Below are 19,209 nucleotides of genomic sequence, written 5' to 3' on the forward strand. Positions count from 1 at the left end.
GATTATGATGTTGCATTTCTGGAATAAATTCGGCATTCGCGCGCAGATCACCTCCGGCTTCGTGCCGCTGATCCTGTTGATGAGCCTGCTCACGGTCAGCGCGATCTCCGGCATGAACGGACTCGCCTCGATCTTTGCGTCTTATCGCGCCACTGCCGGCCAAAGTCTCGCCATCTCGGACTACAGCGACCAGCTGCACGAGATTCAGATGTCGGCGGAAGCCTTCCGCTCTACCCCGACGCAAGAAGTCGTCGATCGCTTCCGCGCCGGCGTGAAGGCCTTCGACGCCGACGATCCGCGTTTTGCCGGCAACAAGGACCTACAGTCCGGCCTTGCGGCGATCCGACAGGACATTGCCGCCTATGGCAAGGCTTTCGAAGAGATCGTTGTCCTTCAGGCCAGGCGTGACGCCTTGATCTCCAAGGTCACCGAATTCGGCCCCTGGACCAGCATCGCGCTCAACGACGTCGTGCGCAGCGCCTGGCGCCAGAACGATGTGGCCCTGCTGCAGATGACGGCGGCGACACTGGAGGCTCTGAACCGCAGCCTCTATTTCTCCGAGCGCTTCGTGCATTCCAACGATTTTGCCGCCTATGACACGGCGCAGACGGCACTGGCCGAAGCGCTTACGCTCAACGAAGCCGCCGCCAAGGCCGCGAAGAACGAACTGCAAAAGAAGCGCCTGATGGGCGCCGGACAACTGATGCAGAACTACACCGCCCGTCTCGGCGACATGAAGGACGTGCTGCAGGCCTCGGGCAACATCCGCCAGATGCAGCTCAGCGTGCTCGCGCCGAAAATCTCAGGCGGCTTCAAGGATCTGCAGGCAACTGTTACCGGTGCGCAGAAGACCCTGGACGGTTCGGTGGACGCAACGGTTGCCTCCGCGACCAGTGCGACGCTCGTCATCAGCGGGGTGCTGATCGTCATCGGCCTCGTACTTTCCTATTTCGTCGGCCGGCTGATTTCCTCGGCGGTGCGCAACATGGCCCAGTCCATGGAGCAGCTTGCCCGTGGTGAGGAAGGGATCGTGATCACGGGCGTCGAACATCGCCACGAGTTGGGAGCCATGGCGCGTTCGCTGAAGGTATTCCAGGAAACGGGGCGCGCCAAGCTGATCGCGGAAGCCAATGCCGAACGCGCCCGCCTGGCGGCCGAAGAAGAGCGGCTGCGCCAGGAGGCCGAGCGGCTCAGCGACGCGCAGGTGATGGAACATGCCTTCCGCCAGATCTCCGTCGGGCTGGACGCGCTGTCGAAGGGCGACCTCACCGTCCGCGTCGGCGAAGTCGACCATCGCTATGTCAGGATCCGGGATCATTTCAACAATTCGGTCGCGAGCCTCGAAGAGGCGATTGACGCCGTCATTCGCGCGGTCGCCACCATCCGCTCCGGCCTTGCGGAAATCTCTACCGCCTCCAACGATCTCGCCCGCCGCACCGAGCAGCAGGCAGCCTCGCTGGAGGAGACCGTCGCGGCGCTGGGTGAGGTGACCCGCGGCGTCAATGGAACGGCTGAGGGCGCAAGCCGCGCCCAGGGAGTCGTGGCGACCGCCCGCACCAATGCCGAAAAGGGCGGCGAGATCGTTGCCCGTGCCATCGATGCGATGACGGAAATTCAAAATTCATCGTCCAAGATCGGCAACATCATCAGCGTCATCGATGAGATCGCCTTCCAGACCAACCTGCTGGCGCTGAATGCCGGCGTGGAAGCGGCGCGCGCCGGCGAAGCAGGCAAGGGCTTTGCCGTCGTCGCCCAGGAAGTCCGCGAGCTCGCCCAGCGCTCCGCCAACGCGGCAAGGGAGATCAAGCAGCTGATCTCTACCTCCTCGGCGCAGGTCAAGACCGGCGTCCAGCTGGTGGGCGAATCCGGCCTCTCGCTCGAACAGATCGTCGAGCAGGTCACCGCCATGAATGCGACCGTGGCCGAGATCGCCGTTGCCGCCCGCGAACAGGCGACGAGCCTGCGCGAGGTCTCCGCCGCCGGCGACCAGATGGATAAGGTAACGCAGCAGAACGCCGCGATGGTCGAAGAGACCACGGCCGCCGCCCAGAGCTTGACGCATGAAACCGAAAGCCTTGCCGAGCTGCTGCGGCGCTTCAGGACGAGCAGCGGCCGGGCATCGGAGCATCGGCATTACGCGCTGGCATCCTGACGTCCTGTCGATACGAGCAAACGCCGCCGCCCGAAATGGCGGCGGCGTTTGCTCGTGTCTGGTGTCGTATCAATGGCTCCCGGATGCCGGAGCGTGCGGTGCGCCGGCAATGCTCTTGCGAACGTGACGAATTGCCGTCCAGACGGCGAAAAGCACGAGCGGGATGGCGCCGAGGACGGCGAGTTTCGCCATGTGCGGATCAACGCCCAGTTCGGAAATGCTTTCCAGGCAGATCTTCGCCAGCCCGACGGTGTAGTAGGTGATGGCGATGACGGAGAAGCCTTCGACCGCCTGCTGGATATGCACCTGGATCCGCGCCCTCTCTTCCATCGAGGTCAGTAGCGATGCGTTCTGATCTTCGAGCTGAACCTGCACCGTGGTTCTGAGAAGGTCTCCGGCCAGGCTCACACGTTCGGCCAGTTCGTCGAGGCGGCGTTCGGCGGCTTCGACCGAGCGGACGGCTGGTTGAAACCGCCGGTCGATGAAGGTGCCGATCCTCTGGCGCTGCTCGACGCGCACCTCGCGAAGCTCCGACGTTCTGCTTGCGACGATCTCGGCATAGGCTTTCGTCGCGCCGAAGCGGTGGCGAGCGAGCGCTGAGAAGTTGAGCACATCCGACGAGAGCTTGGTGACCTCGGAAAGCAGGGCTTTGTCGACCTTGACCGCGCTTTGCATGTGCGCGATCAGCAGGTCGAGGCGGCGGTCGAAGACGGAAAGCTTCGACACCGTCTCGCGGGCCATCGGCAACGCCAGCAAGGCCATCATCCGGTATGTCTCGATCTCCAGGAAACGCCTGACCATGCGGCCGGTGCGATAGGCATTGAGGTTGCGGTTGAAGAACAGGAATTCCACGAAGCCGCTGTCGGTCAGGCGGAAGTTCGAATGCACTTCCGCATCGCCGCCGCCGACTTGCGAGGCGACATAGTCAAGCTTTGGTTTTTCCGGACGCTGCCCGTCCTTCTCGTCGCGCACCAGCACCCGGACGGCCGCGATGACCTTCCCGTCGATCTGACGGCAGCATGCCTGAAAGGCTTCCGGCGGATTGCTGCCGGGTTCGGCCGATGCGGGAACGACGAAGGTCAGGGTGAGGAACTCGGTATGCGCCTCCCACTTCAGCCGGCCGTCGCCGATGCGGCCGATGCCGTGGTTGCCTTCGCGGGTCGTGGAGACATCCTCCAGTCCCGGCAGGGAATTCGGTATCTGAGGAGGGGCATCTTCTCCGACGATGGCGACGTGCCACACATCCGTGTCGCCATCGAAGTAAAGCGACGGCCGCGCGTGCAGCTCGTTGTGAAGTTCTCTTCGCAGCGGATGCTCGGAGCCCATCGGCATGGAAATTCACCTCTATATGGTAGGCAGTTGCTGGGTCCCCTGATGTAACCGGGTTGCCGGCATGTGTGAATTGACCATGGCGCCTGCGAGCCGGCGAAGGCCGACAACGCCTATAGCCTCTCCCGAACCCCGTGTCACCATGCGTTCACCATCGGGTGCCGAGACTGCGCATGCCTTCGCACCGACCGTTCGTTTAGAGCAAGCGCCAGCCGATGAAGCTTCCAAGCAGTTGGGCGCTGCCGCCGACCGACATCGCGACGATGAAGCCAGTCTCTGCTTCTCCCAGGAAGGCAAAGACCGCGCCCAGTATCGCGACGCCGATCGTCGCTCCCACCATGCGGGCGACGTTGATCAAGGCGCTCGCCGTGCCGGCGCGATCTGATGTCACGGTGGAGACGGCCACCGCCGTCAGCGGTCCTGTCGCCGTGCCCATCCCGACCCCGGTCAGCAACAGTCCGATCTCTTCGGCAATGAACCAGTCCGCCAGAAAGGCGGCGCCGAGCAGCAGATTGCCGAGACCCATCAAGGCGAGCCCTGCGGATATGGCCTTCTTCTTCCCCAGGCGCTCCGAGATCGCGCCGGAGAAGGGAGAGATCGCGATGAAGCTGATCGCCATCGGCAGCAGCGATAGCCCGACCTCGACCGACGCCAGCCGGCCGAGGCCGAGGGAGGCGAGCGGAAAGAGGAAGAGCGTGCCGTACATGCCGAAAGTCATCGCCGCCGTTTCCAGCATCGCGCCGCGGAACTGGCTGCCGGAGAACATCGAGATTGGAACCAGCGCCGTCTGTTCCAGCCGCCGCTCGACCCTGACGAAGAGCAAGAGAAACAGCGCGCCGGCAATGGCCAGCAGGGACGTCCAGAGGGGCGGCAGGTGCGACGATTCGATCGCGGCGAGCGTCATGACCATGAGGGCAGCGATCCCCAGCAACTGACCGAGCATGTCGAAGGATCGGCCCCGCCGATCCGCGCTCTCGGGAACGAAGAGCCGCGCTCCGGCCGCCGCAGTCAGTCCGATGGGGATGACGACGAAGAAGACGGATCGCCAACCGAAATCACGGATGAGGAAGCCCCCGAGGCTCGGGCCGATCGCCAGCGACATGCCGTTGCAGCCGGCCCAGATTCCGAGCGCTCGGGCACGGATTTTCTCATCCCGGTAGATGACCCGGATTAACGAAAGCGAAGCGGGCAGGAGCAGGGCGGAGCCGAAGCCGGTCAAGGCTCTCGCCGCGATGAGGATCGCAATGGTCGAGGCGAATGCACAGCCAAGGCTCGCCAAGGCAAAGACAGCGCAGCCGATCATGAACATTAGACGTCGGCCGTAAAGATCGGCGAACAAGCCGCCGCTGATGAGAAGTGCTGCGTAGACGAGATTGTAGGCGTCAACGACCCATTGCAGTTCAGTGACGGAGGCCTTGAGGTCGACCCCTATTGGCTGAACCGCCAGATTGACCACCGATGTATCGACCTGCGCCACGATCACGCCAAGGCACAGTATGGCGAGAGCGGCGGGCCTCAGCTGCGAGTGAGACCCGGTGTTTTGTTCGATTGAATTCATGACGCTGCCTTTCCCTTACAGCGCCGCGTGTCTTTTCAGACGCGTAAAGGACGCTGTAACGATTTGAAGGAAGACGTAGCGTGGTTCAGGCTATCGACAATTCGAAACTAGTCGAAGTGTCTGTGGGAAAGAAAAAGCCACGGCCCTGTTGCGAGGCCGTGGCTGCTGCATGCGCGCATCATGCGGGACGACGCATGACCGGTTACTTGGCGGCGAGCGCCACGTTGACCTTGTCGACGTCGGCACTCATTGCCTTGAAGGTCTCGTCGAGGGAAAGCTCGCCGACGATCAACTGGCTCATCCTCTGGACGATGAGCTGATAGATGGCGGAGGATCCCTTGAGACGTTCCAGGTCCCGGGCTGCCTGCGGCACGCTGTTGCGGCTTGCGAGGAAGACGGCCATCGCCTCCTTGGCATTCTTGCTCTCGAGCTTGTATTGCGGATCCTTGATGTCGGCGCCCGTCAGGATGACGTAGTTTTCAGCGATTTCACGCTGGACCTTTTCAGAGCCGAGGAACTCGATAAACGCGGCCACGGCCTCCGGAGATTTGGTGCGCTTGAAACCGACGATCGCGGTGCCGCCAGGCATCGCATAGCAGCCGGCATCGCCGCAGGGCGCGCTGATCGCCGTCCAGTCGAATGCGTCGCCGATCTTCTTCTGAAAGGGATTGACCATCCAGTTGCCGGCGAGATAGGTGACGACATTGCCGTTGACGAACTCGTCGCCCATGTTCTTGTACTGGGTTCCGCCGGCAGCCCCCCACATTTCCTTGGGGAATGAGCCGTCCTTCGTCCAGCCGTAGAGATCCGTGACATAGCGCTTGGCGGCATCGTCGGGGAAGAAGAACTTGCCGTCCTTGACGTAGTTCGAGCCGTAGGAGAATGCCGCGCCGGAAAAGCGGTGGCCCGAGCGATCCATCGTGAAGGGGATCTGAGCGCCGGTCGCCTTGGCGACGCGCGCGGAGGCTTCGACGATATCCTTCAGCGTGGCGGTGGGCTTCGGAAGCGGTTCGCCGGCCTGTTCGAACAGCGTCTTGTTGACGAAGGGCAAGTTGAAGGTTTGCGACGCGATATAGCCGTTGATCGACTGCGGGTCGTTGACGCCGGGGAAGCGAAGCGTGTTCAGGCTGTCGCCGTGCAGCTTGGCGAAACCGTCCGGGTCCTTCATGTAAGGACGCAAGTCGAGGTAATAGGGCGCCAGCTGCCAGTCGGTGATCTTGGCAATGTCAGGGCCTTCGCCGACGGCAAGCTGTACCGGCAACTGCTTGGCGACCGCATCATAGCCCGACGAGACGAAATTGACCTTGACGTCGGGATGCGCCGTCTCGAATTCTTTGCTGAGCGCTTCCATCCGCTCGACGTAAGCCTGGTCATCGTCGGTGAACAGAAAGGTGATCGTCTTGGTTTCCGCCATGGCCGCGCCGGTCCATGCGAAAGAAACAGTAGCCAGCGCCAGTGCGAGGGCTCCTGAGAGATAGGTTTTCATTTTCATCCTCCCATGAAAATATTTTCATCAATCGCGGCTTCAGCCATCGATAAACGAATTTCATATACTTGACATTCGTTCGGTCAAGCTATTTTCTGCGGCACTAGTGAACGTTTTTGAGCAATTTGCAAAAATAGCCCGCAAAAAGACATAATGAAAATATTTTCATAGAATTGCGGAGGAGGCGGTCTGTGAAAACGGAATCCAGCAAACAGCCGGGCGAGATGACGCCGGCATACAGCGTGGCCGAGGGCCAGACGATCACGGCATGGGCCGTTTCCGGCCTCATCGCCAGCTATTTTCCCGGCGAGCCCGCGCCAGCCGAAGACCGCGTGAACTATCGTTTCATCAACGGTTTCGTCGATGTCGGCGACTTGCCCTGCCGCAAGGCTTTCTGGTCGACCATGGTCGGGCGGCCGCTGCTGCCCGACACAGCCTGGCCGACCGAAAGCCTCAATCTTCCCGGCGCAAACCGCCGCGTCGAGTTCACCGGTTTCTGGCACGTGCCGACGCATCTCAGGCGATGGCTGAAGGGCACGTTCAGGACGGAGACCGCGCGAACGCTCAATCTCAGGCTGAGAACCTGCGGCGGCGTTCGCATATGGGTCAACGGACAGGAGGAAGTGCGCTTCGAACCCTTCAAGCGCAACACCGAGAGCGCAACCGACATAAGCCTGCCGCTTAAAGCCGGCGACAACCAGATTCTCGTCCATACCGAAGACCTCGCCGAGCGCGACACGACATGGTTCTTCGAACTCGAGATGCTGGACGAGGAGCCGCTCTGCGTGCTGCTGCCCGTATCGCTTGATCAGGATGAGGTCCGCGAGCTGGAAGCCCTTGCGCGCGGCGTGCGCCCGGCCCGCGACGTCTTCGTCAATCAGCCGCTGGAGATCATCTTCGGCACTGCGCCCGAACGCGATCTGCCGGTAGAGATCGAGGTCGTCGGTCATGGGCACGAACGGCCCGTTCTCGCGCACTCCCGATTGACGCTCAAGGCTCATCAGAGCAGCCTCACGGCCGACGACGTCTGCGGCATTGCGGATGGTTATCACGGCATGCATATGACGATCGGCAGCGGCACGGGTTCGGTTACGCGCGTCATCGATGCCGCCTTCATGAGCAGCATTTCGCCGGTGCCATCAGAGACGTCGCTCGCCGCCCGCAAGCGGCAGGCGCTGGAATACAGCGCCCGCTTCGGCGCCAACCGCGTCGGGCGCCTGATCGCCATGATGGAAACCGGTCACCACGACCAGGAAAGCTTCGACCGCATCATCGACGCGACGCTCGCGTCCATCGATGCGCGGGAGGATTGCTCGGATTTCATCATGGTGCCGCTGTTATGGCTGATCGGCGCCTATGGCGACCGGATGCCCAGGGCCACCATCGACCGCATCCGGCATTCTGTCCGTTCCTATCGTTACTGGGTCGACGAGCCGGGCAATGACGCGATGTGGTTCTGGAGCGAGAACCATGTGCTCTGCTTTCATACGAGCCAATTGCTGGCGGGACTTCTCCTGCCCGACGAGGTGTTTTCAGCCTCGGGCAGGACGGGGCGGCAGCAAGCGGAACTCGCGCGCCAGCGCCTCGGTCGCTGGTTCGGCAGCGTCGAAGCCCATGGGTTGGCGGAGTGGAACTCGGCCGCCTATTACCCGATCGACTTCATCGGTCTGCTCGCGCTGGAGCGGTGGGCCGAGACGGCGATGTCAGCGCGTGCCAGCGCCCAGATCGATCTCATCTTCCGGATGATTGCCCTTCATACGCTCGCAGGCGTTCCGGCCGGATCGCAGGGCCGCGCTTACGACAAGGAGTTGCGCGCCGGCCCGCTGACCGAGCTTGCGCCCTTCGCCCAGGTCGCTTTTGGAACCGGCTGGCTGAACAATGGTGTCGCGGCATTGACGATGTTCTGCGCCGGCGGCTACGAGCCGCCGGCCGAGCTGGCCGAGCTTGCGGCGCTCACCCCGTCAAGAAGCGTCGAGGCGCGTTACAGCCAGGGGCTCGAGAGCGGAAGACTCGTGCTGTTCAAGAACGAGGCGGCGCAGCTTTCGACGGTCGTCGATCACAAGACCGGCCAGAAGGGGCACCAGCAGCATGTCCTCGACATCAGGTTGGCCGGCCATCCGATGGCGAGGCTGTGGGTCAATCATCCCGGTGAGGACGATCCCTGGGGCAATCAACGGCCGTCCTATTGGGCCGGCAACGGCATCCTGCCGCGCGTTGCCCAGCATCGCGACGTCGCCCTGCTGATCCAGGACACAAGCGACGCACGGCACGCATGGACGCACGCCTATATCGGCCGCGACGGGCTAGACGACCTCATTATCGAAGACAAATGGCTGATTGTCCGATCAGGCAGAGGATTTTCCGCCCTCTGGGCGTCGAACGGCCTGGAGCTGATCACCGATGGCCCGACGGCCGGCCGCGAGGTGCGCTCCTACGGGCCGCTGTGCGGCTGGGCTGGTATCGTCGGATGCGGCAACGACGCCGCCTTCAAGACGTTCATCGAACGCCTGGGCCAGACGACGGTTTCCTTCGATCCCGGGCTTCGGCGTCTCTCCCTGACACCGCCCGGCGGCTCGGCGATCGACCTCTTCTATGCCGACGGACTTTCGATCGGCGGCAAGGCGAAGCCCTTCATCCACGATCAGCCGCATCCGATCCTCACCTACGACAGTGCAGCCTCCGGCGCCGGCACTGACGGGCCGTTCTACTCCTGAAACATAGGTCTCCAGCATGAACACAACATCTGTCGATAACGCCGCCCTCCTGACGACGATCGATCGCGTGGCAATGGCGTTCAGCCGGCTCCGGGGCATCAAGGAAGGTCTCGTGACCGGAAATTCCGCCTCAGGAATCCAGTTCGACGAATGGGACTGGGAAGTCGGTGTCGGCCTTTACGGCTTCCTGCGTCGCGCCATTTCCACCAATGATCAGAAAGCGCTGCAGGAGCTCGTCGCCTGGTATGCCGTCCAGATCGAACGCGGCCTGCCTCCGCGCCAGATCAACAGCACCGCGCCGATGCTGCCGCTTGCGATCCTCGTCCAGCATGTCGACCGTCCCGATTTTCGCGCTCTCGTCGAGGACTGGGCCGAATGGCTCGTCAAGGAACTGCCGAAGACCGAGGACGGCGGCTTTCAGCACGTCGTCAAGGAGCGCCTCAACGACGGTGAATTGTGGGACGATACGCTGTTCATGGCCTGCCTGTTCCTCGCCCGGGCCGGCGTACTCTGCCAGCGCAGCGAGTGGATCGACGAGGCCGTCTATCAATTCGTGATCCACACCCGCTATCTCTCCGATCCGGTCAGCGGGCTCTGGTATCACGGCTGGACCTTCCACGGGCGGCACAATTTCGCCAATGCCTTCTGGGCGCGCGGCAATGCCTGGATCACCGTCGCCATCCCCGAGCTCTTCGATCTCGTCCCGACGCTCGGCGAGAAGGACCGGCGTTTTCTGTCGAACGTTCTCATCAGCCAGGTGCGCTCGCTGAAGGAATGCCAGCGGCCGGACGGGATGTTCACGACGCTTCTGGACGATCCGTCCTCGCCGCTGGAAACCTCAGCCACGGCAGGCATTGCCTATGGCATATTGCGCGCCATCGATGCCGGCATTCTCGACAAAGACGACAGGGCCTATGCGGAGCGCGCGTTTGCGGCGGTGCTGGCGCAGATCGACGAAGAAGGTGTCGTCCACGGCGTCTCGGACGGCACGCCGATGGGCCATGACCTCGATTTCTACAGGCGCATCCCCAACGTGCCGACGCCTTATGGCCAGGCGCTGACCATGCTGCTCCTGACGGAAGTCTTTCTCGAGAACGGCGAGCGCCAATGAGCCCCGTGTCACTTGTCGCGATCGAGCCGGCGGAGGGCGACGATACGATCCGCCTGCAGGCGGCCATCGACGGCCTGTCGGCTTCGGGCGGCGGACGCGTGGAGCTCAAGGCCGGCATCCATGTCTGCCGCGGGCTCCAGCTCAGATGCGGCGTCGACCTTCATCTGGCCGCCGGCGCGATCCTGCGTCCCGTCCCGGACTACGAGGCCTATGCGCATACGAGTGTTTCGGTGATCGCTGAAAAGTCGGACCGCGGCATGATCGTCGCCAAGGATGCACGGCGGATCAGCCTGACGGGGGCGGGGCGCATCGAAGCCGGTTGTGACAGCTTCATTGTGGGAGACGACGAGACGGTGGGAACCTTCATCCCGGCCGAATTTCGTCCTCGTGTCGTGGTGTTCGAAGGCTGCGACGAGGTCGAGATCAGCTCCGTCCATATTTGCCGCTCGCCAATGTGGACGCTGCATTTCGTCAACTGCACCGATGTCACAGTCAGGGATGTGACCATCGACAACGACCGCCGCCTTCCCAATACCGACGGCATCGTGCTGGATGCCTGCCGCGGCGCCGTCATCGAGGACTGCGGGATATCGACGGCCGACGACGGCATATGCCTGAAGACGAGCATCGGGCCTAATCGTGTCGCCATCGGACGATGCGAAAACATTCTTGTCCGCCGCTGCTCCGTTCGGAGCCTCAGCTGTGCGCTGAAGATCGGCACGGAAACGCATGGCGACGTCACCAATGTCGTTTTCGAGGATTGCAACGTCTCATCCTCCAACAGGGCGCTCGGCATATTTTCCCGCGACGGCGGCCGGATATCGAATGTGAGGTTTTCGAGAATTGCGGTGGAGTGCCGCGAGACCCCCGACGGTTTCTGGGGCTCGGGGGAGGCGCTGACCGTCAATGTGGTTGACCGTGTCGCGGAGCGCACGGCAGGCGCCATCGAAAATCTCATCGTCGAGGACATAACCGGCCGGATGGAGGGGGCGATCACGATCATTTCGACCTCGTCGGCCGGTATCAGGAACGCATCGCTTGCGCGCATCGCCATCGATCAGCAGCCTGGGCAGCTCGGTACGGCGCGGTCCTACGACCTGCGTCCGACGAACGCGGACCTTTCCCCGAAAGCCGATGGCGGCGGCCGTGCGAATGCCTGGACCCGCGGGTCTGACGGTCGGGTGATCGGTCTTGAGCACTATCCGGGGGGAATGCCGGCCGTCTACGTGGCTGATGTCGTCGGGATCTTGATAAACGAGGTGCGGATCACAAGACCGACACCGCTGCCGCAAGGCTGGAACAAAAACAACGCCGTCTTCGAAACGGCGGCACCTGATGGGAGTGGGGCATGGCAGAACTGAAACTTTCCAACGTCAACAAGTCGTATGGCTCAGTCAAAGTCCTGCATGACGTCGAACTCGATATCCAAGACGGCGAGTTCGTCGTCTTCGTCGGTCCGTCGGGATGCGGCAAGTCGACCCTGCTGCGTGTCATCGCCGGCCTCGAAGAGGTCACGGAGGGCGCAATCGCGATCGGGGGGCGCGACGTCAGCGCGCTCTCGCCTGCCGAGCGCAAGATCGCAATGGTCTTCCAGTCCTACGCGCTCTATCCGCATATGAGCGTTCGCAAGAACCTCGCTTTCGGCCTGGAGAACCTGAAGTTCAAGCGCGCCGAGATCGAGGCGCGGATTGCCGAAGCCGCCAGGATGCTGGCGATCGAACCTTATCTGGACCGGCGCCCGAAGCAGCTTTCGGGCGGCCAGCGCCAACGCGTGGCAATCGGCCGGGCCATTGTGCGCGAACCGGACATTTTCCTCTTCGACGAGCCGCTGTCGAATCTCGACGCCGCCTTGCGCGTCCAGACCCGCGCCGAGATCACCAAGCTCCACCGCGAGATCAAGACGACGATGATCTACGTCACGCATGACCAGGTCGAGGCGATGACGATGGCCGACAAGATCGTCGTGCTGCGCGCCGGGCGGGTCGAGCAGGTCGGCGCGCCGCTGGACCTGTTCGATAGCCCGCGCAATCTCTTCGTCGCCGGCTTCCTCGGCTCGCCGCGCATGAATATCATCGAGGGCAAGGTATCGGGCGTCAGCGAAAGCGGCGTCACCATCGATGTCGGCAACGGCGGCAGCATCGTCAGCGATGTCGACCTCGCCGGCATTGCGGTCGGACAGGCCGTTCTCGCCGGCATCCGGCCCGCGCATTTTTCACGTTCCAGCGAGCGAGGCCTGCCGTTCATCGTCCAGTATCATGAGGGCCTCGGGACCGAGACCTATGTCTACGGCAACCTTGCAGGTCAGGACGAGCAGATGATCATTCATGAGGCCGGCCATTTCGCGCCGGCCCCTGGTGATCACATCCTGATCGATGCCGCCCCGGGGCGGGTTCATCTGTTCGATCCCGAAAGCGGCCTGGCTTTTGCCCGGCGGCCCGGACAGGGGAGGCGCTGAACATGGCGGCGCTCAAGGCAGGTGCATTGCTGACCCAGACAGGGGAAACGGCGATGAGAGTGGTCGAAGCCCCGATAAATCTGATCGAGCGCATCTTCGGCCGCAAGCGTATGCCATGGCTGTTCCTGGCCCCGAACCTCGTACTGTTTGCTATCTTCACGTTCCTTCCGATCGCGATCGCGATCGGTTACGCCTTTACCGGCGGCACAAACCTTTTCGTGTCGGAGCGTCCCTTCGTCGGCCTGGACAATTTCCGCACGCTGCTTTCCTGCGGCAATTATCTGCAGCCGGGAACCTGTCAGGAATCGCTGTTCTGGACGGCCGTGTGGAACACGCTCTGGTTCGTAGCCTTCAATGTCGTCGCCACATTGCTCGTGGCGCTGATCACGGCGCTGATCCTCAATCGGGCGATCGTCGCGCGCGGCTTCTTCAGGGCGATGTTCTTCTATCCCGTCTTGCTGTCTCCCGTCGTCATCGGTCTCATCTGGAAATGGTTCCTCGATCGTAACGGGCTCCTGAACGCCTTCTTCCAGATGATCGGCGTCCCCCCTGAAATCTTCCTGCTTGATGTCGGCTGGTCGCGCTTCTTCGTCGTTGCGGTGTCGGTATGGTTTCACATGGGTTTTTATACCCTGATCCTGCTTGCCGGCCTCCAGGCTATCCCGAAGGAGCTCTACGAGGCTGCCTCCATCGATGCCGCTTCGCCGCGCCGCACGCTGTTCAGGATCACGCTTCCGTTGCTCGCTCCGAACCTCTTGGTCGTGTTCATTCTTTTGATGATCAAGTCCGTCCAGATCTTCGACGAGGCCTGGGTCTTGACCAATGGCGGAGGCCCCGGCACGGCCAACAGCTTCATCGTCCAATATATCTACCAGATGGCATTCGGCAGCGATCTTCGCCTCTTCGGACTGGCCTCCGCCGCATCGGTTCTCATGGGGCTGGTGCTTCTGGTTCTCACCCTCATACAGCTGCGCATCGGCAAGCGAATGGAGTCCTGAGATGAACCAGATCAGCTTTTTCACGCGCACACGCCGAGCCGGACGCATTGATATAACCGACATATTGTCGTGGGTCTGGCTGGTTGGCGGAACCTTCGTGGTGTTGCTTCCGGTCCTCTGGGCGGGCCTCTCCTCGCTGAAGCCGGCGGCTGAGATCACCCGGTTTCCGCCGACGCTGCTTCCCCGGGCCGCCGTCGAACAGACCGTGCCCGGCTTCGACAAGCCGCTCAGCCTCTGGCAGGTTACCGTCGACGGCCAGATGCGCGAAATGGCCATGGTTCGCCGCATCGGCCTCAAGGCCCAGATGGTCGATCCGGCAAATCCGGGATCACCGGTCAGCGTCGACGTCAAGGGGCTGACGCCGGTGCAGAAGCTGACGGTCGCCAGGCAGAATTACACCGATCCGCTGACCCGATTCAACTTCCTGACCTTTCTGAAGAATTCAGTGTTCGTCACCTTCGTCGCAACGCTGCTGACGCTGATCGTCAACGCCATGGCGGCTTTCGCCCTGTCGAAATACAAATTTCCCGGTGATACGACGGTCTTCGTCATCATCATTTCGACGCTGATGATCCCGCTCGCCGTCGTCATGGTGCCGGCCTATCTCGTCATCGTCGGGGTCGGGCTTGCCGACAACCTCTGGGGCGTCATCCTGCCGACGGTCGCCTCTCCGACCGCCGTTTTCCTGCTGCGGCAATATATGCTGACCATACCCGACGAGCTGATAGAGGCGGCGCGCGTCGACGCGGCGAGCGAATTCTGCATCTTCTGGCGCATCATCCTGCCGCTGACGGCGCCGGCTCTGGCGGTGCTGGCGATCTTTTCGGTGCTCTGGCGCTGGAACGACTTCCTCTGGCCTCTCATCGTCCTCAACAGCCGCGAGAATTTCACGCTGCAGGTCGGCCTGAACGCATTCCAGGGAGAGTTCTCGGTGCAGTGGCACTATATCCTGGCGATGACGTTCCTCAGCCTGCTGCCCGTCACCGTCGTCTTCCTGTTTCTGCAGAAGTACATCACCACGGGCATCGCCGGAACAGGGATGAAGTAAGTGGGCCTGCATTGAGAGAGATCTCCTCGCAACCGTCGAAGAACCCAAACCACGCCGACCTCCGGCTGAGGCGCGTCGTATAGAACTCGGTTCATGCGGCGCGCTTCGGCGGTCGATACCTCCTGCGCATATCACAAAACGGTTTCGAAGAGCGGGATCAAGGCCGCGCCGATGGCACCGGGGGCATCGATGATCTGTGCCACGGCAAGGCGTGGGACGTCACGCAGCACGCCATGCCGAGGCAGATTATTGAACTCGGTCCGTTCGATAAGCATTCTCGCGAGCGAATGCGGAAGCTCGCCGCCAAGCACGATCAAGGCCGGGTCGAATACTGCGCAGATCGCATTGATGGCTTTGTTGTGGGCCGGCGCGATGCGGTCGACCCACTCCGCAACGCCATCCCAATCCACCAGGTTTTCGTTCTTCAGGTCCCTGAGGGTCAAGTTCGAGCGTCCCTTGGCATGAAGGTGTTGAAGCAAGAGGCTGAGTGCAGGGCGATCGTCGTATTCCTCACGCCCGAAGAGAACGGAATATTCGCCGGCATTTCCGAAACTGCCGCGAAACGGCATGCCTCCGGAAACGAGGCCGCCCCCGTATCCGTGAAGGTGGGCGATATAGGCGAAATCAGCGACGTCGCGGCCGACACCGAAAATTGCTTCCGCCAAGGCGGCGGTCCTGGCGACATTGTCTGCCCAGACCGGTAGGCCGAGCTGCTCTCCGAGCAAAGGCGCCAAATCGATCAATGACCAATGAGCGAGCGGCAGAGGACAGTTGAAGGCCGTCTCCAGCATATGGTGGCCAGAGACTGCCAGACCGATGCCGAGGACGTCGCGCCGCTCGGCTCCTCGCCGGGCAAGGAGCTCTTCGACCGCCGCTTCGATCCGCTCCATCTCCGCGGCGAGTGACGATCCCTCCTGCGGAATTTCCATGTGGTCCAAAGGTTCTCCGAAACCCATGAGGCAGAGGCCGATCGAACCGACGTTCACGGCGATGCCGAGCGTCAGACACCAGTCTCTGCAAAGAGTAAGGCCAGGGCTGGAGGGCCCGGGCCGCCGGCTTTCCGAATGGGAAAAGACGATCATTCCTCGCTCATGAAGCCGCGCGACGATCCTGTGCAGCGATTGCTGGGTGAGATCGAGCGGCTCGGTTAGGTCGGAGCGCTCAATGCCCGGAGACTTCCAGATCAGCCGCAGCAGGTCGCGTTCGTTGCGGGAAGCGACGCGCACAGCTTGCGTGTCTCGCAAAAAATGCGCGGCGATGTGGTCTAGCGGATCATACTTCATTTTGGGTTCGGTTTGATTTACACTGTGAGTGTGAACCACATTGGGAGGGCGTTTTGCTTCTGTCAAACAAGGAATTCGAGCCCCGGTTTGCCGGCCCTGCTTACTCCATTGAGATTGGCCAAGCCAGCCGGGATCACAATTCACGAACGCAGAGGGGATATCGTTGAGATCCGAGAGCACGGCGCGCGCTCCTGAGCGTGAGACATATGGGTTTGCGCCGACGCATGAAGGCAGGGACTTCGAGTCGATGGTGCAAGCCTATTTGGCAGGCTACGGAGCCTTTAGCGCCAAGCCGCTGAGCAAAGATCGGGCTTTTGCTTGGGCAGCGGACCTGAGAACAAGCGGGCCATTTACGGCGCTTCATTCGGTTTATCAGAGTTCCTGGACGATTCGAACGCTCGAGGAGACGCCGCAACACCTCGCGTTTTACATCCCGCACACCGGATCCTTTCGACTGTCCATTGGAAAAAGGGTGGTTGAAAGTGAGGCGGGTCATCTTCTCATGGCCAACAACCATCAGGCCGGCGATCGTTTCGTCCAGGGCGGCCCGCACCGCTCGGATGCGCTGTTCCTGGACTGGAAAATTGTGAGACGAATGCTCGTTTCACTGGTGGAAACGCCGATCCTCGATTCGCTTGACCTAGAACCCGTTCTGGATCTCGCAACACCATCGGGCCAGCTTATCGGCAGCCTCGCGCAGACGATCGTGCGGGGCATGCTCAATGACGGTCCGCTTCTGTCTTCACCGCTTGCCATGGCAGGAATGAGCGAAACCCTTGCCAATCTCGTGATCCGATTTGGCTCTCACCGTTTTTCCGGCTATCTGGAAAAAAACAAAGTGTCGTTGGTCGCGCCTTGGCATGTCCGACGTGCTATCGACTATATGCACGCCAATATCGCAGAGCCCCTCACCATGACGATGATTGCGGATGACGTCGGTGTTTCACTTCGGGCGCTGCAAACGGGCTTCAAGGCCTTCAGGGGAACTTCACCGGGCAGTTACTTGCGCACGATCAGGCTGCAGGCAGCCCGCGACCAGTTGCGGGATCCGATGAATCAGCGATCCGTCCGGGAGATCTGCGCGATGTGGGGTTTTTCTCATGCCGGCAGGTTTTCCAGTGTCTACCGCAGCGCCTTTGGAGAAAGCCCGCGCGATACGCGCCTGCGGGCCGAGCGCTTGCGCTAATGCAGGATGCCGAAACGTGTGAACGGTTTTCGGACGACATCCTGTTCTAGGAGCGCGGCGGCGCGATGCTGCCCCTCAAGACGAGATGGCAACCGAGTTCCAGGCGATGGGCCGGCCGCTGCGGGTCGTTGGCGATCAGCCGCTGTTCGATGAGCGCCAAAGCGGCCGCGCCGAGCCTGTCTGTGGGAACGCTGATCGTCGACAACGGCGGGCGGCTGAATTCGCCGGGGACGATGTCGTCGAACCCCAGCACTGATATCGCTTCGGGCACGCGGATGTCGCGATCGGCCAATGCCTTCAGGCATCCGAGCGCTAGATTGTCGGCCGCGCAGAAGACGGCGGTCGCGCCTTTCATCGTGGCATCGCGGTCGAGCAGCGCATTGATCGCAGCCTCGCCGTGCCTGGGCTCATACCCCTCGGCCTCGACGATCATATCGTCGGGCACCGGAAGCTGCGCGGCGAAATAGGCATCGGAAAAGCCGTCATATCGGCGCTGGATCGTCGTGCGGCCCTTCCAGGTCAGGTGCAGGATGCGGCGATGCCCCAGCCCCAGCAGGTGCTCGATGCCGAGCCTTGCCCCAAAACGGTTTTCGGGCGTGACCGTATCGACCAGCATGGCCGGGTCTTCGCCGTTGACGATGACAACAGGCATATCAGGAGAGGCGAGGCTTCGGATCAATTCCGGCTGATCGTCGTTCAGGACCACGATGCCGTCGGCGCGCTCCGACAGCGCGATCTGCCTGACCCGAGCGCCGTCGATGCGGCGGCCGGTGCTAACGAAGGGTACGATCCTGATGCCGCGGCGTTCGCACTCCCTGCGAAGACCGTTGAGGATCGTCCAACTCACCAGATTGAGGTCGCTCTCCGGCGCGGCATCGTCGGGAATGGCGAGAAGCAGGACGCGTAAGGTCGCGATCGTCGCCTTCTTCCGCCGGCGGTCGAGGTAACCCAGGCGTTTTGCCGAATCCAGAACCCTCTCGCGTACCTCGATCGTCAGCGGTGCGGTTCCGTTCAGCGCGTGCGAGGCCGTGCTCAGCGATACGTCAGCATCGCGCGCGACATCCTTGAGATTGACTTTGCGTTCCACTTTTTCCGTCACGAATTGAGGTCGTGCCTTCGAAGGCATAGCTAACTCAATGTTTTTACATAAAAACTTCAAAAAAGCTACGTGTTTGGCACGGAATTATTCGTCGTTCGGCCATCAGTGAGGTTTGGCAAGCAGGCCGTTGAGCAGCAGGTCGAAATAGGCCCGCAGGAAGGCCTCCTTGTTGGGAGTGGGCACGCGGCGGTCGTCGAATATCAGCCGCAGAACTGTCGTCGTCAGGATGGGCGCGACCACGATGTCGGAGAATTCCACCGGAACTTCGCGAAACTCCCCTGACGCCACACCCTCGAGAATAAGAGCGTCGACCTTGGCGATGATCGGTTCAATGAACTGATCGTGGTGGCGGTCGATTAGGTCGGGGAATCGATGCCCTTCGGCAATGACGAGCCGCGTCAGCTCGCGGGTCGTGCGATCCTCGGCGATTTGTTCGTAGAGCAGTGCGAGAATGGAAATCAGCCGGTCGGCGGCGCTGCCGCTGAGACTCTCGGTGATCCCCAGCAGCTCCTGAAACGGCACGGAGAAGTGGTGGATCATGGCTTCGAAAAGCTTCTCCTTCGTCTCGAAGTAGACGTACACCGTACCCTTGGTGACGCCGACCCTGTCGGCGATGTCTTCGACGCGTGTGCCCGCGAAACCGCTTCTCACGAATTCCTCGAAGGCGGCATCCAGGATCTGGATGGGCCGCAGCGCCTTCTGTTCCGCCCGCGTGATCTTCTTCTGAGCTGCCATTTGCCTCGCCTCCCTTATTGCGCACGCCCTCGTCCCCGCGACGCAAAGTTTCATT

14 protein-coding genes are annotated in these 19,209 nt (G+C 61.8%); 8 read left to right on the plus strand and 6 right to left on the minus strand.

Features of this window, described 5'->3' with window-relative positions; all coding sequences use genetic code 11:
• The first annotated feature begins 7 nt into the window (after positions 1-7).
• Complete coding sequence (locus N2A41_RS26600; RefSeq protein ID WP_260111446.1) at positions 8-2,152, plus strand: methyl-accepting chemotaxis protein; 2,145 nt, start codon at positions 8-10, stop codon at positions 2,150-2,152.
• Positions 2,153-2,221: 69 nt separating this feature from the next.
• Here N2A41_RS26600 and N2A41_RS26605 read toward each other — a convergent pair whose 3' ends face one another.
• From N2A41_RS26605 to N2A41_RS26615, 3 genes are all read right to left on the minus strand, one after another.
• Positions 2,222-3,484, minus strand: a complete 1,263-nt coding sequence (locus N2A41_RS26605) for a DUF3422 domain-containing protein (RefSeq protein WP_222385453.1) — start codon at positions 3,482-3,484, stop codon at positions 2,222-2,224.
• Positions 3,485-3,677: 193 nt separating this feature from the next.
• Positions 3,678-5,039, minus strand: a complete 1,362-nt coding sequence (locus N2A41_RS26610; protein ID WP_260111241.1) for an MFS transporter — start codon at positions 5,037-5,039, stop codon at positions 3,678-3,680.
• 202 nt (positions 5,040-5,241) lie between these two features.
• Complete coding sequence (locus tag N2A41_RS26615) at positions 5,242-6,525, minus strand: ABC transporter substrate-binding protein (RefSeq protein ID WP_170279645.1); 1,284 nt, start codon at positions 6,523-6,525, stop codon at positions 5,242-5,244.
• Between the two features lie 191 nt (positions 6,526-6,716).
• Between N2A41_RS26615 and N2A41_RS26620 the strand changes: the two genes are divergently transcribed.
• Genes N2A41_RS26620 through N2A41_RS26645 form a run of 6 tightly spaced genes read left to right on the plus strand, consistent with a single transcriptional unit; the run spans position 6,717 to position 14,851 of the window.
• Positions 6,717-9,239, plus strand: a complete 2,523-nt coding sequence (locus N2A41_RS26620; protein ID WP_260111242.1) for a hypothetical protein — start codon at positions 6,717-6,719, stop codon at positions 9,237-9,239.
• A gap of 16 nt (positions 9,240-9,255) precedes the next feature.
• On the plus strand, positions 9,256-10,350 hold the full coding sequence (bglB, locus tag N2A41_RS26625) for a beta-galactosidase BglB (protein ID WP_222331881.1): 1,095 nt from the start codon (positions 9,256-9,258) through the stop codon (positions 10,348-10,350).
• A complete protein-coding gene (gene pglB / locus N2A41_RS26630; protein ID WP_260111243.1) occupies positions 10,347-11,711 on the plus strand; it encodes a polygalacturonase PglB in 1,365 nt (454 codons plus the stop codon). Before bglB ends, pglB begins: the two co-directional genes overlap by 4 nt.
• Complete coding sequence (locus tag N2A41_RS26635) at positions 11,699-12,805, plus strand: ABC transporter ATP-binding protein (protein ID WP_260111244.1); 1,107 nt, start codon at positions 11,699-11,701, stop codon at positions 12,803-12,805. The genes pglB and N2A41_RS26635 overlap by 13 nt, the downstream gene beginning before the upstream one ends.
• A gap of 2 nt (positions 12,806-12,807) precedes the next feature.
• Positions 12,808-13,803: a carbohydrate ABC transporter permease gene (locus tag N2A41_RS26640; RefSeq protein ID WP_222331884.1), complete on the plus strand. Its 996-nt coding sequence runs from the start codon at positions 12,808-12,810 to the stop codon at positions 13,801-13,803.
• 1 nt (position 13,804) lies between these two features.
• Positions 13,805-14,851, plus strand: coding sequence for a carbohydrate ABC transporter permease (locus N2A41_RS26645; protein WP_260111245.1), 1,047 nt, complete (start codon positions 13,805-13,807; stop codon positions 14,849-14,851).
• A 131-nt stretch (positions 14,852-14,982) separates the two neighbouring features.
• Here N2A41_RS26645 and N2A41_RS26650 read toward each other — a convergent pair whose 3' ends face one another.
• Positions 14,983-16,134: an ROK family transcriptional regulator gene (locus tag N2A41_RS26650; RefSeq protein ID WP_260111447.1), complete on the minus strand. Its 1,152-nt coding sequence runs from the start codon at positions 16,132-16,134 to the stop codon at positions 14,983-14,985.
• Between the two features lie 163 nt (positions 16,135-16,297).
• Between N2A41_RS26650 and N2A41_RS26655 the strand changes: the two genes are divergently transcribed.
• On the plus strand, positions 16,298-17,320 hold the full coding sequence (locus tag N2A41_RS26655; RefSeq protein ID WP_170279652.1) for a helix-turn-helix domain-containing protein: 1,023 nt from the start codon (positions 16,298-16,300) through the stop codon (positions 17,318-17,320).
• A gap of 46 nt (positions 17,321-17,366) precedes the next feature.
• On the opposite strand, the gene N2A41_RS26660 is transcribed toward N2A41_RS26655, so the two are convergent.
• Together N2A41_RS26660 and N2A41_RS26665 are read right to left on the minus strand one after the other, a co-directional pair.
• Complete coding sequence (locus N2A41_RS26660) at positions 17,367-18,446, minus strand: LacI family DNA-binding transcriptional regulator (RefSeq protein WP_260111246.1); 1,080 nt, start codon at positions 18,444-18,446, stop codon at positions 17,367-17,369.
• A 75-nt stretch (positions 18,447-18,521) separates the two neighbouring features.
• Positions 18,522-19,154, minus strand: a complete 633-nt coding sequence (locus N2A41_RS26665) for a TetR/AcrR family transcriptional regulator (protein ID WP_170279653.1) — start codon at positions 19,152-19,154, stop codon at positions 18,522-18,524.
• Between the last annotated feature and the right edge of the window lie 55 nt (positions 19,155-19,209).

This window comes from Rhizobium sp. SRDI969 (genome assembly GCF_025152725.1).
Taxonomy (GTDB): Bacteria; Pseudomonadota; Alphaproteobacteria; order Rhizobiales; family Rhizobiaceae; genus Rhizobium; species Rhizobium leguminosarum_I.

Coding starts and splice junctions, on each gene's coding strand:
- N2A41_RS26635 (WP_260111244.1), top strand. CDS start 11,699: ATGGCAGAACTGAAACTTTCCAACGTCAACAAGTCGTATGGCTCAGTC.
- N2A41_RS26665 (WP_170279653.1), bottom strand. CDS start 19,154: ATGGCAGCTCAGAAGAAGATCACGCGGGCGGAACAGAAGGCGCTGCGG.
- pglB (WP_260111243.1), top strand. CDS start 10,347: ATGAGCCCCGTGTCACTTGTCGCGATCGAGCCGGCGGAGGGCGACGAT.
- N2A41_RS26600 (WP_260111446.1), top strand. CDS start 8: ATGTTGCATTTCTGGAATAAATTCGGCATTCGCGCGCAGATCACCTCC.
- N2A41_RS26615 (WP_170279645.1), bottom strand. CDS start 6,525: ATGAAAACCTATCTCTCAGGAGCCCTCGCACTGGCGCTGGCTACTGTT.
- N2A41_RS26650 (WP_260111447.1), bottom strand. CDS start 16,134: ATGAAGTATGATCCGCTAGACCACATCGCCGCGCATTTTTTGCGAGAC.
- N2A41_RS26610 (WP_260111241.1), bottom strand. CDS start 5,039: ATGAATTCAATCGAACAAAACACCGGGTCTCACTCGCAGCTGAGGCCC.
- N2A41_RS26645 (WP_260111245.1), top strand. CDS start 13,805: ATGAACCAGATCAGCTTTTTCACGCGCACACGCCGAGCCGGACGCATT.
- N2A41_RS26640 (WP_222331884.1), top strand. CDS start 12,808: ATGGCGGCGCTCAAGGCAGGTGCATTGCTGACCCAGACAGGGGAAACG.
- N2A41_RS26605 (WP_222385453.1), bottom strand. CDS start 3,484: ATGCCGATGGGCTCCGAGCATCCGCTGCGAAGAGAACTTCACAACGAG.
- bglB (WP_222331881.1), top strand. CDS start 9,256: ATGAACACAACATCTGTCGATAACGCCGCCCTCCTGACGACGATCGAT.
- N2A41_RS26660 (WP_260111246.1), bottom strand. CDS start 18,446: ATGCCTTCGAAGGCACGACCTCAATTCGTGACGGAAAAAGTGGAACGC.